10 protein-coding genes are annotated in these 13060 nt (G+C 38.9%); 9 read left to right on the forward strand and 1 reads right to left on the reverse strand.

The window, feature by feature from the left end:
- The first annotated feature begins 212 nt into the window (after positions 1-212).
- Positions 213-725, forward strand: a complete 513-nt coding sequence (locus DHW03_RS02680; protein WP_109924194.1) for a DinB family protein — start codon at positions 213-215, stop codon at positions 723-725.
- A 233-nt stretch (positions 726-958) separates the two neighbouring features.
- Here DHW03_RS02680 and DHW03_RS02685 read toward each other — a convergent pair whose 3' ends face one another.
- Entirely contained in the window at positions 959-1771 is an 813-nt protein-coding gene (locus DHW03_RS02685) for an MOSC domain-containing protein (RefSeq protein WP_109924195.1), read from the reverse strand.
- 197 nt (positions 1772-1968) lie between these two features.
- On the opposite strand from DHW03_RS02685, the gene DHW03_RS02690 reads away from it, so the two are divergent.
- The 8 genes from DHW03_RS02690 to ccoN all read left to right on the forward strand — a co-directional run bounded on the left by DHW03_RS02690 (position 1969) and on the right by ccoN (position 13058).
- Positions 1969-3738, forward strand: coding sequence for a hypothetical protein (locus DHW03_RS02690; protein ID WP_109924196.1), 1770 nt, complete (start codon positions 1969-1971; stop codon positions 3736-3738).
- 53 nt (positions 3739-3791) lie between these two features.
- Positions 3792-4979, forward strand: a complete 1188-nt coding sequence (locus DHW03_RS02695) for a PAS domain-containing sensor histidine kinase (RefSeq protein ID WP_109924982.1) — start codon at positions 3792-3794, stop codon at positions 4977-4979.
- Between the two features lie 24 nt (positions 4980-5003).
- Complete coding sequence (locus tag DHW03_RS02700) at positions 5004-6035, forward strand: response regulator (protein ID WP_109924197.1); 1032 nt, start codon at positions 5004-5006, stop codon at positions 6033-6035.
- A 462-nt stretch (positions 6036-6497) separates the two neighbouring features.
- Entirely contained in the window at positions 6498-6926 is a 429-nt protein-coding gene (locus DHW03_RS02705; protein ID WP_109924198.1) for a Rossmann-fold NAD(P)-binding domain-containing protein, read from the forward strand.
- On the forward strand, positions 6926-8272 hold the full coding sequence (gene hemN, locus DHW03_RS02710) for an oxygen-independent coproporphyrinogen III oxidase (protein ID WP_109924199.1): 1347 nt from the start codon (positions 6926-6928) through the stop codon (positions 8270-8272). Before DHW03_RS02705 ends, hemN begins: the two co-directional genes overlap by 1 nt.
- A 10-nt stretch (positions 8273-8282) precedes the next feature.
- Positions 8283-10667: a heavy metal translocating P-type ATPase gene (locus DHW03_RS02715; RefSeq protein ID WP_109924983.1), complete on the forward strand. Its 2385-nt coding sequence runs from the start codon at positions 8283-8285 to the stop codon at positions 10665-10667.
- Entirely contained in the window at positions 10664-10843 is a 180-nt protein-coding gene (gene ccoS, locus DHW03_RS02720; RefSeq protein WP_109924200.1) for a cbb3-type cytochrome oxidase assembly protein CcoS, read from the forward strand. Before DHW03_RS02715 ends, ccoS begins: the two co-directional genes overlap by 4 nt.
- Positions 10844-10916: 73 nt before the next feature.
- Positions 10917-13058, forward strand: a complete 2142-nt coding sequence (gene ccoN, locus DHW03_RS02725; protein ID WP_109924201.1) for a cytochrome-c oxidase, cbb3-type subunit I — start codon at positions 10917-10919, stop codon at positions 13056-13058.
- Positions 13059-13060: the final 2 nt, after the last annotated feature.

Raw genomic sequence — 13060 nt, forward strand, 5'->3', positions numbered from 1 at the left:
GTTTTGAACTCGGGACTTTTAATCCATTCCTTACTCAATACTCGGTTATAGATGAACAGTTCGGGGGAGATAAGGTTGCAAATCTTGCTTAGCAATTCCAAACTTTTAGACAGGATTGCTTCGTTTTATTGTAATCTTTTTAAGGTTTAGTTTGTTGATGATTTTAATCCCTTTCAAATTTTTAAATTAGAAAGATTAAATCATTCATAAATATGGCGCAAAAACTAGAAGTTTGGCAAAGAGGTCCTTTGCCTGATGTTATCCCCTTGCTACAACCCGTTGCGCATGCCCTTTTGCAGGCCAGAGAAGAACTCCAATTGTACATGGATCAATTTCCTATGGAATCATTATGGATAAGGCCCGCAGGAATGGCATCCGTAGGTTTTCATTTGCAACATTTAAGTGGTGTACTGGATCGTGTATTTACTTACGCAAGATCAGAAACGTTATCAGAATTCCAGTTTGAACAATTAAGAGAAGAGGGAACTGATTCTGTGGAGGGTTATTCTGTAGCGGAACTGGTTAATCGCTTTGATACCCAAGTTGATACCGCATTAAGTCAGATTAAAAATACAAATGAGAGTATCTTAACAGACTTTCGAGGTATTGGTCGGGCGGGTTTACCCTCAACCGTAATTGGCTTACTCGTTCATGCGGCTGAGCATACAATGCGCCACGTTGGTCAATTGATGGTTACTGTAGCTGTTGTAAAAGCATTTAAGTAAAAGAAAGCCAAAAAAATATTAATGATTAATTAGTGTTTAGTCAATTAATTATACTACATTTATATTCGTTTACATTGTAGTGTGTTGGCTATATAGGCTTTAAGTTTAGGGATGGAAAGATTTTGGATTTTTCAACTTTATAAAGTAGAACAAATCTGCACTAGAATTAACGCTTCACTTTGTTAATTCACATCCCCAGTACGGTGCAGGTACAATTTGTATCTGCATTTTTTTTACTTCCAAGTTTCGATATGGATTTCATCACCCACGGAGATTAGACCAGAACCTTTGTGCAATAAATTTTGGCCAAACATAATTTTATTGTTTACATTACGGTAATTTGCCAGTGTTTTTAACGGTTCTTGGCCTTTATTTCCTGTTTGCTGATTTATGGTAATTAATACACATCTGGAGCAAGGTTTAACGGCTTTGAACTCCACCTTACCAATTTTAAACACTTCAAACTGATCTTCAATGTGAGCTGCTCCACCAGTAAAAACCAAATTTGGGCGGAAGCGATCCATGAGGATAGGCTCTGCTAATTTTTCGTTCAAGCCATCTAGGGCAGATTGGCCAATCAATAAAGTAGGGTAGCCATCTGCAAAGCTTACCACTTCATTATTCGTGGCAAAAGGCGTTTCAACAAGTCTTTTTTCATCAATGGGCATGCGCACCAATTTCACTTTCATGTTCATAAAGTGGCTAAACCATTCGCTCACTTCGTGACTTACTTCAATTCCTGTTGAATCATCATCCCAAATTTTTACTGGAATGCTTGACCCTGTTTGCGCTTCTAAATCGAATGAAATGTTTTGATTTGCATCTGTTTTATGGCTGACCGTTAATACATTATTTAAAATTTGTACTTGCAGCAGCGACAATTGAAAATGCTTCCTTTGCGTAATAAATTCGCCATCTTCATCAACAAGCATCCATCTTCTATCATATTGTAAGCCTTTGTCTTCTATAAATGCACTTTGCACGCTAATGCCTCCAAGCGACTTAATTGGGTAGATGTTTATTTCGGAGAGGTAAAATTTATCCATGCGCTAAAGATAAAAACCTCATTCCTTGTTTTCAAAATCTTTTTTGATGCAATTTTTTAGATACTCCATAGGCTTCCTAAAGGCAGTGCAGAAACCAAATTTCTGTAAAAAGTGATTTTAATCACTTTTATAAGTAAGCTAAGTTTCATCAAAGGGTAATCGCTTTAAATAGGTTTGCAACAAAAAAATTCCAACGTATGGCACACACTTTTCACATCCCAGTTTTAGGTTTGGGATATTCTATTGATACCCCATTAAAAGTTTCTCGTTATGGAATATCTTCTGTGGTATCTATTGTTGATGATGAGTTGATTGAGCGGATGCGGGCATATCATTCGCAAAAGAACTTCCATGCCTTTCGTCCCATTACAAAATCCGAAAAGGATTATCGTGCAAAAAGAATTACCGCTTACTTGAATTTTATGCATGAGCTAATCGGAGCCCAATGTAAAGCCTTAAAGCAACAGCCTTTCGAAAAGGGAACTGATCTTTACCGCTATTTCGAGCTTTTACCAAAATCGTCGCCGTTAAAGCAGGGTTTCGATTTGATGATGAGCTATCCGGAAGGTGAAAGTAAAATTGCTTTACAACATGTTTTACGCAATGCCATTAAATTGGGTTCAATTGATGTAAATATTATGGCTAAAGTAGATAAAATGAACTATGTAGATGATGAATATACGGGCGATGTAAATACCGATGCCCTATCTGCATTGCGTGGTTTTGCCCAAAGTGATTTGTGCGCATCAGTCATTTTATCGGCAGGGATGAATCCAAAATTGTATAGCTACATAGAAAATTTTGAAGATTTTTTTCCAGATGCCACAGGGAAGTTGAAAAAGAAAATCATCTTAAAGGTGAGCGATTTTAGATCTGCACTTATCCAAGCGAAATTTTTAGCCAAAAAGGGTCTTTGGGTTTCAGAGTTTAGGATAGAATCTGGCTTAAATTGTGGCGGACATGCCTTTGCCACAGAGGGTTATCTGCTCGGACCAATTTTAGAAGAATTCAAAATCAAAAAAGAGGAAATGCTTATAGAGCTTTTCGATATGTATCAATCTGCCTTAGCAACAAAAGGTTATGCAATAGAAGACAAGCCAAAACAACGCATTAGTGTGCAGGGTGGAATTGGTACCGCCAAGGAGCATGATTTTTTGCTTGAGCATTATAATTTGGATGCCACTGGTTGGGGGAGCCCATTTCTGTTAGTGCCAGAGGTAACCAATGTAGATTCAGAAACGCTTAATCATTTAGCCAACGCTGAGCCGAGCGATTTTTATTTGAGTGGGGCGTCACCGCTAGGCGTTCTGTTTAATAATTTTAGAAATAGTTCGGTAGAGCAGCAACGGATGGAACGTATTGAAAAGGGTCGCCCGGGAAGTCCTTGCACCAAAAAATACCTGTGCAACAATACCGAATTTACTGAGCAAGCCATTTGTACCGCATCTAGAGCATATCAACATTTAAAAATCAAGAGTTTAAAAGAAGCAGAATTGTCAGAAGCTGAATATCAAAAGCAATTTGATTTGGTTACGGAGAAAGTTTGCCTCTGCGAAGGTTTATGTTCATCGAACTACTTGAAATACGATATGATAAAACCAAAAGAGAATAAGGCCGTTGCCATTTGCCCTGGGCCAAATTTAGCTTACTTTTCTGATGTGTACTCTTTTGATGAAATGGTTGGACATATTTATGGTAGAACAAACCTTTTGGCAGGGGTAGAGCGCCCGCATGTTTTTATTAAAGAGCTTAATTTGTATATCGATTATCTTCAAGAGGATATAAAAAAACAATTTCAAAGCTTTAGCGACAAGAAAAGGAAGCAATTAAATAACTTTAAATCGCAACTAGCTGAAGGGATAACTTATTACAAATCATTATTCAGCCAAATAAGCGATCAAGCAGCTATTCAATTACAAGAATTGGCCCTTTTAAAAGGTAAACTTGATCAAATCGTTGTTGAATAAAAAATAGTGCTGATGATAAATTTCTATATTTACCAATCTACACTAAAATGAAAATGGATCGGTCGAAATTTTTGGATGCAATTATTGAGAATGCCATTGATGGAATTATCACCATTGATGACAAGGGAACTATAGAACATCTAAATCCGGCAGCGCTAGCGCTTTTTGGCTACAGTAGAGCAGAACTCGTAGGCCAAAACATTTCGGTGCTGATGCCAGAACCCGATCAATCGCGGCATAACGATTATCTTTCCAGATATGAACACACAGGCAAAAAGAATATCATCGGCATCGGTCGGGAGGTTTCTGGTAAGCGGAAGGATGGTAGCATATTTCCATTTAGGTTGGGCGTAAGCGAAATTAAGTTTAGCGACCGCAAAATTTTCACGGGTTTTATCCACGATTTAAGTAAAGAAAAGGCCGATGAAGAACAGATCAAAAACTATACAGAAAAGTTAGAAATTAAAATTAAGGAACGCACGCGAGATTTAGTGAAATTAGTTTCCGAGCTGGAAATGGCGAAGGAGAATATGAGTGCACTTTTTCAAAAGGAGAAGGAGCTTAATCAGCTCAAAACCAGATTCGTATCCATGGCGTCTCACGAATTTAGAACCCCACTAAGCTCCATTCAACTATCGGCATCACTTATAGATAAATACACCATCAAGCAAGATATATCCAGTGTGGAAAAGCATACCTCGAAAATTAAAAATTCGATAAACAACTTAACCACGATATTAAACGATTTTTTATCTTTAGAAAAACTTGAGGCTGGGCGTGTAGAACCTTCAGCACAAGCCTTTAACATCATCAGTTTTGCAGAAGAAATTGCCGAAGAAATGCAGATGATGACCAAGCAAAATCAACACATTATTTACGAGCATACTGGCACTACCGCCACTGTTTTTCTCGATCCAAATTTGTTGAAAAACTGCATCATCAACCTCATTTCTAATTCCATAAAATACTCTGGCGAAGACACTCTGATTCAGTTTAATACCATTATCAAAGATGATGGACTGATTTTGGAAGTAAAAGACAATGGCATTGGCATACCTGAGGCCGATCAACATAATCTTTTTGAACCGTTTTTTAGAGCACACAACACTGGTGACATTCCTGGAACCGGACTCGGACTCAACATCGTAAAACGCTACGTCGGTTTAATGAATGGAACCGTATCTTGCAAAAGCGAACAACATCTTGGTACCGTATTTACCTTAACTTTTCAATCCAACTGATTATTCAAATAATCATCACTTCCTATGAACAAAAAAGTCCTAATTATTGAAGATAACGACGACATTAGAGAAAGCACCGCTGAAGTGCTTGATTTGGCTGGATACGAAACTTTTACGGCGAAACATGGCAAAGTTGGAGTAGATTTAGCCATTAAACACTTACCTGATTTAATTCTTTGCGACATCATGATGCCCGAGTTAGATGGTTATGGCGTGCTCTATCTTTTAAATAAAAACCCAAAAACAGCCAATATTCCTTTCATTTTCATAACCGCAAAAACCGAACGGGCCGATATGAGAAAAGGTATGGAAATGGGTGCAGACGATTACCTCACCAAGCCTTTCGATGATATTGAACTATTCAAAGCCATAGAAAGCAGATTCAAAAAAAAACAACAATCTGCCAGTTTCAGCACCAATGCAACCAATAGTGATTCCGTGTTGGAAGAGCTTAGGCGAAAAGGTAAATCGAAATCGGTTGGTGGAAAACAAATTCTTTATGTAGAAGGGGATGAACCGACTCATTTGTATTATTTGGTGAGCGGACAAGTTAAAACTTATAAACGTTTTAAGGATGGGAGAGAGCTTTCATCCAATTTATATAATGATGGCGATTTTTTTGGTTATGAAAGTCTCTGTAATGGAGCCCTTTATGCCGATAATTCTGCCACATTAATAGAATCAGAAATTATTCAAATTCCAAAGGCCGACTTTATGGAGTATTTACTCAATCATCAGGCGGTTTCTAAAACATTTATTGCTTTGCTATCGGGTAACATCCGCGATAAAGGGGAGCAAATGTTGCAATTGGCCTATTCATCTGTTCGAAAACGCGTAGCGGAAGCCTTATTGCAAGTTGCGGCAAAATTCGGTGACGATGCCTCAGATACCTGTACCATTCGGATTTCTAGAGATGACCTCGCCGCACTTGTGGGCACAGCCAGCGAAACTGTAAGTAGAATGCTTGCAGACTTCAAGGATGAAAAACTAATTGATAAAACAGGCAATGCCATTAACATCCTCTCCATCGATAAACTAAAGAACGTTAAGCAGTAAAGGAATTAGGGAATTAGTGAATTGGGGAATGATTGAATGATTGAATGAGAGAATTAGTGAATTAGCGAATGAAGGAATTAACGAATTAGTTATCGGACTGGGTAATTATCACATTATCAAATTGTCACATTAGCTAATTATCAAATGAAGGAATTATCGAATTAGTTATCGGACTGGGTAATTATCACATTATCAAATTGTCACATTAGCTAATTATCGAATTAGTTAGCGGATTGGGTAATTATCACATTATCAAATTGTCACATTAGCTAATTATCAAATTAGTTAGCGGATTGGGTAATTATCCCATTATCAAATTGTCACATTAGCTAATTATCAAATTGTCACATTAGCTAATTATCACATTATCACATTAAAATGATTTAAATCATTTTTTTCTCTAAGCATTCTCATCTACTGCGCCGGCACCACATCGTAGTTTTGTTTTCATAAATTTTGTATATGAAAGCTATAGCTTACAACATTAGTCCTGATGAAAAGGAATGGTTGGTTCTTGCCAATTATAAAAAACACGATATAACCATAATAGCGAATAGCTTAACGCTTGATACACTTTCATTTGCGATAGGCAAAGAAGCCCTTTTAGTTTTCAATAACGATTATTTAAGCGAAGACATGATTGAGGGCTTAAAAGTACTTGGTATAAAATACATCGCTACTTCCTCTTCCGAAACGGACCACCTTGATTTAAAGGCAGCGGGATTTGCAGGAATTAAGGTTGCCAATGTTCCACTGGCTATAGGGTCATCAGATGCTAAGGTTAGAATGGAGCAGGTAATCAAAAACCTAGATCAATGGGCTGCAGGTAAATGTGTGGGTAAAGCCTGTTGTTGCCAAAATGACTGTGCGGCCGTTAAAGCTATAAAATAATGGAAACTGCCTCATTACTTAAAAAGTACAATGTTGCCGTTCCCCGCTATACGAGCTATCCAACCGTACCTTATTGGGACAATGAAAATTTTAACCTAAACGATTGGAAGCAAAACGTGATTAAAACTTATGCAGATTACAAACAAGAGGGCATAAGTTTATACATCCACCTCCCATTTTGCGAAAGTCTATGTACCTATTGTGGTTGCAACACTCGGATAACCAAGAACCACAGCGTAGAGCAGCCTTATATTGATGCCCTGCTTCAAGAGTGGAAAATGTATGTAGCCATTTTAGGCGAAACACCAAAGATTAAGGAACTCCACTTAGGCGGTGGCACCCCCACTTTTTTTAGTGCCGAAAATTTAGAAGTGTTAATCACCATACTTTTACAAAATGCCGAACTGAGCGCCGATGCAGAACTTTCTTTTGAAGCCCATCCGGCAAATACAACGCCTGCACATTTAAAAATTTTATATGCGCTCGGCTTCAGCAGGTTAAGTTTGGGCATTCAAGATTTTGATCCAAAAGTTCAATTTTTGATTAATCGATTTCAAACCCCAAAAGAGGTAGCTACCGTTACATCTACGGCTAGAGAGATTGGTTACACATCCATCAACTACGATTTAATTTATGGCCTACCTGGTCAAACCCTTTCTGGTTTAAACGAAACGATCAATGAGTCCATTGCCATGAAACCCGATCGGATTGCTTTTTACAGCTATGCCCACGTGCCTTGGCTAAAACCCGGACAAAGACATTACACCGAAAAAGACATTCCTGTTGGCGATGAAAAGTTTGCGCTCTACCAACTGGGTAGAAACTTACTTACCGAAGCGGGATACAGAGATGTGGGTATGGATCATTTTGCCTTGAAAACGGATTCTCTTTTTGAAGCCATCAACACACAAAAACTGCACAGAAATTTTATGGGCTACACCAACCAGCATACCCATTTGCTCATTGGTTTAGGTGTATCATCAATAAGCGATGCTTGGACGGCCTTCGCACAAAACCCAAAAACAGTTGAAGCTTATTTCGATAAAATCCAACAGGGTCAGCTTCCTATTGAAAAAGGACACCTGCTCACGGATGAAGACTTGGAAATTAGAAACCACATTTTAAACATCATGTGCAGAGAAAAAACCTCCTATCAAAAAGGCATACCTGCTGCAGTACAAGGTCGGTTGAAACCTTTATTGGTCGATGAATTAATTACGGTAGATGATACGGAAATTAAAATCACCGCCAGGGGCAAATCTTTTCTAAGGAACATTTGCATGGCCTTCGATGAGAAGCTTTGGCTTAAACAGCCTAAAACCCAACTTTTCAGTTCATCAATTTAATCCAATTATAATGGAAGATCAGCATAAAACCATAACACAAGCCCTTTGCTATCACTGTGGAGAAGATCTACCCAAGGTAAAATACCAAATTGAAGATAAAGATTTTTGCTGTGCAGGTTGTTTGGGTGTTTTCAAAATTCTTTCTGAAAATAATCTGTGCAACTACTATGTGTACAACAATAGCCCAGGTAAACAATTCAAGGCAGATCATCGTTTAGAGTATCTCGATGAGCCGAAAATTGTAAGTCAACTACTTGATTATCGGCATGAAAGCTCAAGCATCATCACCTTTTACATTCCAGCCATCCACTGCAGTTCGTGCATTTGGTTATTGGAGCATCTTTATAAAATCAATCCCGCTATTTTTAGTTCACGGATAGACTTTCTTAAAAAGCAAGTCACCATCACCTTCAATCACGAAGAAATTTCTTTACGTCAACTGGTAGAAATCCTTAATCAGATTGGTTACGAGCCTTCCATTAGTCTGCAAGATGTAGTAAAAGAACATAGCGGAGCCATCAACAAAGCTTTGGTTTTGAAAATTGCGGTGGCCGGATTTTGTATGGGCAATGTAATGCTCTTTAGCTTTCCCGAATATTTTGGCTTATCGAGTTTTGAGCAACAGTTTCAAGCCTTATTTGGTTGGCTTAATTTAGCCTTTAGCATACCTGCAGCCTTTTATTGTGGCCGAGACTATTTCACCTCGGCATTTACAAGCCTTAAACACAAACACATTAACCTAGATACTCCACTGGCCTTAATTATTGCAGTATTGTTTTTAAGGACAGCATTCGAGGTAATTTTTAGCCTAGGCCCTGGCTTTGCCGATACCTTAACAGGATTGGTTTTTTTGCTTCTGATGGGCAAATGGCTAAAACAGCGCACCTATCATCACATTTCATTTGATCGCGATTATCGTTCCTATTTTCCGATTGCTGTAACCACTTTACAAAATGGAAAAGAGAAACCCGTTTCTATAAACGAAATCAACATAGGAGATCGATTGTGGATTAGAAATGGCGAATTGGTGCCTGCCGATTCAATTTTAATGAAAGGCGATGCCTGGATGGACATGAGCTTTGTTACAGGAGAAGCAGAACCGGTGCACAAAGTTTTGGGCGAAATTATTTATGCCGGTGGCCGACAAACCAGCGAAGCAATAGAACTGGAAGTGGTTAAGCCCGTTTCGCAAAGCTACCTAACGGGTTTATGGAACAACGAACATTATAAAGACAAAATCGAAAAACAGAATTTTAATGATGGCGTAGCCAAGTATTTTAGTCTTGGCGTTTTTGCAATCGCATTTTCGGCAACCGCTTATTGGTTATTTCAAAGCGATAGTCATAAAGCGTGGTCGGCATTTACAGCGGTGATTATTGTCGCTTGTCCATGTGTGTTGGCTTTAAGTACGCCATTCACGTTATCCGCCATTTTAGCGGTATTTGATAAGCAGGGTTTTTATGTAAAAAATACAGATGCCGTTGAAGAATTGGCCAAATCTGACACCATTATTTTTGATAAAACAGGTACTTTAACCAGCAGCGAACATGCAGAAATTCAATTCAGTGGTACCTTAAATCAAGAAGAAAGCATCATCATTGCGTCTTTGCTTCGCAACTCCGCGCACCCACTCAGCAGGCATATTTTGAAGTTTTTAAATGTAGATCAATTTTATTCGCTAAGCGATTACAAAGAGGTTTTAGGGAAAGGCTTAACTGCTGTAGTGAATGGACACAACGTTTATGCAGGGCATTTATCCTTGCTTCCAAAGGGTATTCGCGTAGATAAAGAAACCGGTGTACACATCGTAATTGATCGAAGCTATAAAGGCTGTTTCGAGATCAAGCAACAATGGCGTACGGGCCTTGCCCAGTTGGCTTTAAAATTGCGAAAATTTAGTTTGCAGGTTTTATCAGGAGATACAGATCGAGATTTTTGGATGCTTCAAACTATTTTTCCAAAAGCAACAAAGATTACTTTTAGGCAAAGTCCGCATGAAAAATTAGCTAGAGTACACCGACTGCAAAAAGCCGGAAAAAAAGTAATGATGCTTGGCGATGGTTTAAATGATGCAGGTGCCTTAAAGCAAAGTGATTTTGGCATTGCCATAACCGATAACATCAACAATTTTACCCCCGGTTGCGATGCCATTTTAAAAGGTGAAGCGCTTGGTTTATTGCCAAACTTCATTCAATTAAGCAAAGATGGATTAAAAATTATAAAAATCAGCTTCGCGATAGCCATTGCATACAACTGTGTAGGTATCTATTTTGCGGTTCAAGGTACACTTTACCCATTGGTTGCTGCGGTATTGATGCCGATCAGTACGATTACCATTATCTCTTTCACCACCTTGGCAACCAGATGGTTTGCACGTAAAAATAAACTCATATGAACATTCTTTACTTTTTAGTTGGATGTAGCGTTCTGATGGCGCTCATTTTTCTTGCTGCCTTTATTTGGGCTTACCGAACAGGTCAGAACGATGATACCCACACCCCAGGGATCAGAATGCTGTTTGATGATGAGGTTTTAAAGGAAAAAAGTGAAGAAGATCACTTTTCCAGCTAAGCACCGTCACCCTTTGAGAATGCCCACCGCAATACCTTTGATTACATAAAATTAACAAACCCTATTTTCTATTATGCAGTTAGAAAAATTTACTTACGATAACAAAATTGTTCGAAACTTTGGAATTGCCACATTGGTTTGGGGCGTCATTGGGATGACTGTTGGCTTGCTCATCGCCATGCAGCTGTTTAAGCCCGCCATGAATTTGGGCAGTCAGTACACCACCTTCGGTAGGATTAGACCTTTACACACCAATGCGGTAATTTTTGCCTTTGTTGGCAATGCCATTTTTATGGGTGTTTATTATTCGCTGCAACGTTTGCTTAAAGCCAGAATGTTTAGCGATGTGCTGAGCAAAATACATTTTTGGGGCTGGCAGCTCATCATCATTTCAGCCGTAATTACCTTGCCCTTAGGTTTTACCACCTCGCATGAATATGCCGAACTCGAATGGCCAATAGATATTGCCATTACCTTGATTTGGGTAGTATTTGGGGTAAATATGTTTGGTACCATCATCAAAAGGAGAGAGCGGCATTTGTATGTAGCCATTTGGTTTTACATTGCCACTTTCGTAACCATTGCCGTTCTGCACATTGTAAACTCTTTTGAGCTTCCAATTTCATTTATGAAAAGTTACTATGTGTATGCAGGTGTTCAAGATGCTTTGGTGCAGTGGTGGTACGGGCACAACGCCGTTGCTTTTTTCTTAACCACACCATATTTGGGTATGATGTATTATTTCCTACCTAAAATGGCTGGCAGACCCGTTTATTCTTATAAATTAAGTATTCTACACTTTTGGTCGCTTATTTTTATCTACATCTGGGCTGGGCCACACCACTTACTGTACACTTCCCTACCGGGTTGGGCACAATCCTTAGGGGTAGCTTTTTCTATCATGCTTATAGCACCAAGTTGGGGCGGTATGATTAATGGCCTATTAACGTTAAGAGGCGCATGGGATAAAGTAAGAGAAGATGTTACGCTTAAATTTATGGTGGTTGCGCTTACCGCTTATGGTATGGCTACTTTTGAAGGTCCGCTGTTATCGTTAAAACAAATAAACGGGGTAGCCCATTTTACCGATTGGATTGTTGCACACGTACATGTGGGCGCACTAGGTTGGAACGGTTTCTTAACATTCGGTGTGTTATATTGGTTAATTCCACGTATTTATAAAACCGAATTGTATTCAAAAAAACTAGCAGGTTTTCATTTTTGGATCGGGACTTTGGGGATTTTGTTTTATGCCGTACCCATGTATTGGGCAGGTTTTACACAAGGCTTAATGTGGAAGGAATTTACACCAGAAGGTTTGTTAAAATATCCAAACTTTTTGGCAACCACTTTGCAAATCATCCCAATGCACGTATTGCGTTCAATTGGTGGGGCATTGTATTTAATAGGCGTTATCGCAATGACATACAACTTAGCGAAAACCATGTTAAGTGCCAAGTTGGTTGCGAATGAACCCGCTGAAGCCATGCCGCTCAGCAAAATCATTGTTGATGCTTCTCCTGCCGATAAGGCTTGGCACAGAGTGTTAGAGCGTAAGCCCATGAAATTTATGGTTTTCTCTTTAATCATCATCCTAATTGGGGGGATGGTAGAAATGATGCCAACTTTTACCATTCAATCTAACGTACCAACAATAGCCAGTGTGAAACCTTATTCTGCTTTAGAGTTGCAGGGCAGAGATTTATACATCAGAGAAGGTTGTGTAAACTGCCATTCGCAAACGGTTCGTCCGTTCCGCTCCGAAACTGAACGTTATGGAGAATACAGTAAAGCAGGGGAATTTGTTTACGATCATCCGTTCTTGTGGGGCAGTAAAAGAACTGGGCCAGATTTACATCGTGTTGGCGGAAAATATTCAAACGCTTGGCATTTTAATCACTTAATGGATCCAACATCGATGTCGCCGGGCAGTATAATGCCGCCATACCCATGGTTAGTTGAGCAGAAATTAGATACCAGCACCACAGCAAGTAAAATTAGGGCCATGCAAACTTTAGGCGTTCCTTATGATGTGGATTATGATCAGCAAGCCAATAACGATTTAAAAATTCAGGCAGATAAAATTGCGCTCGACTTAAAGCAAAACAACATTAAGGTTAAAAGCGATAGAGAAATTGTAGCCATTATTGCCTACCTGCAACGCTTGGGCACCGATATCAAAGCCAATAAAGAACCTATTCCCTCAAATCAATAATT

This window comes from Pedobacter yonginensis, assembly GCF_003173595.1.
Lineage (GTDB): Bacteria > Bacteroidota > Bacteroidia > Sphingobacteriales > Sphingobacteriaceae > Pedobacter > Pedobacter yonginense.

What these genes read in the sequence shown, in the direction of transcription:
- DHW03_RS02680 (WP_109924194.1), top strand. Translation starts at nt 213, where the DNA reads ATGGCGCAAAAACTAGAAGTTTGGCAAAGAGGTCCTTTGCCTGATGTT.
- DHW03_RS02685 (WP_109924195.1), bottom strand. Translation starts at nt 1,771, where the DNA reads ATGGATAAATTTTACCTCTCCGAAATAAACATCTACCCAATTAAGTCG.
- DHW03_RS02690 (WP_109924196.1), top strand. Translation starts at nt 1,969, where the DNA reads ATGGCACACACTTTTCACATCCCAGTTTTAGGTTTGGGATATTCTATT.
- DHW03_RS02695 (WP_109924982.1), top strand. Translation starts at nt 3,792, where the DNA reads ATGGATCGGTCGAAATTTTTGGATGCAATTATTGAGAATGCCATTGAT.
- DHW03_RS02700 (WP_109924197.1), top strand. Translation starts at nt 5,004, where the DNA reads ATGAACAAAAAAGTCCTAATTATTGAAGATAACGACGACATTAGAGAA.
- DHW03_RS02705 (WP_109924198.1), top strand. Translation starts at nt 6,498, where the DNA reads ATGAAAGCTATAGCTTACAACATTAGTCCTGATGAAAAGGAATGGTTG.
- hemN (WP_109924199.1), top strand. Translation starts at nt 6,926, where the DNA reads ATGGAAACTGCCTCATTACTTAAAAAGTACAATGTTGCCGTTCCCCGC.
- DHW03_RS02715 (WP_109924983.1), top strand. Translation starts at nt 8,283, where the DNA reads ATGGAAGATCAGCATAAAACCATAACACAAGCCCTTTGCTATCACTGT.
- ccoS (WP_109924200.1), top strand. Translation starts at nt 10,664, where the DNA reads ATGAACATTCTTTACTTTTTAGTTGGATGTAGCGTTCTGATGGCGCTC.
- ccoN (WP_109924201.1), top strand. Translation starts at nt 10,917, where the DNA reads ATGCAGTTAGAAAAATTTACTTACGATAACAAAATTGTTCGAAACTTT.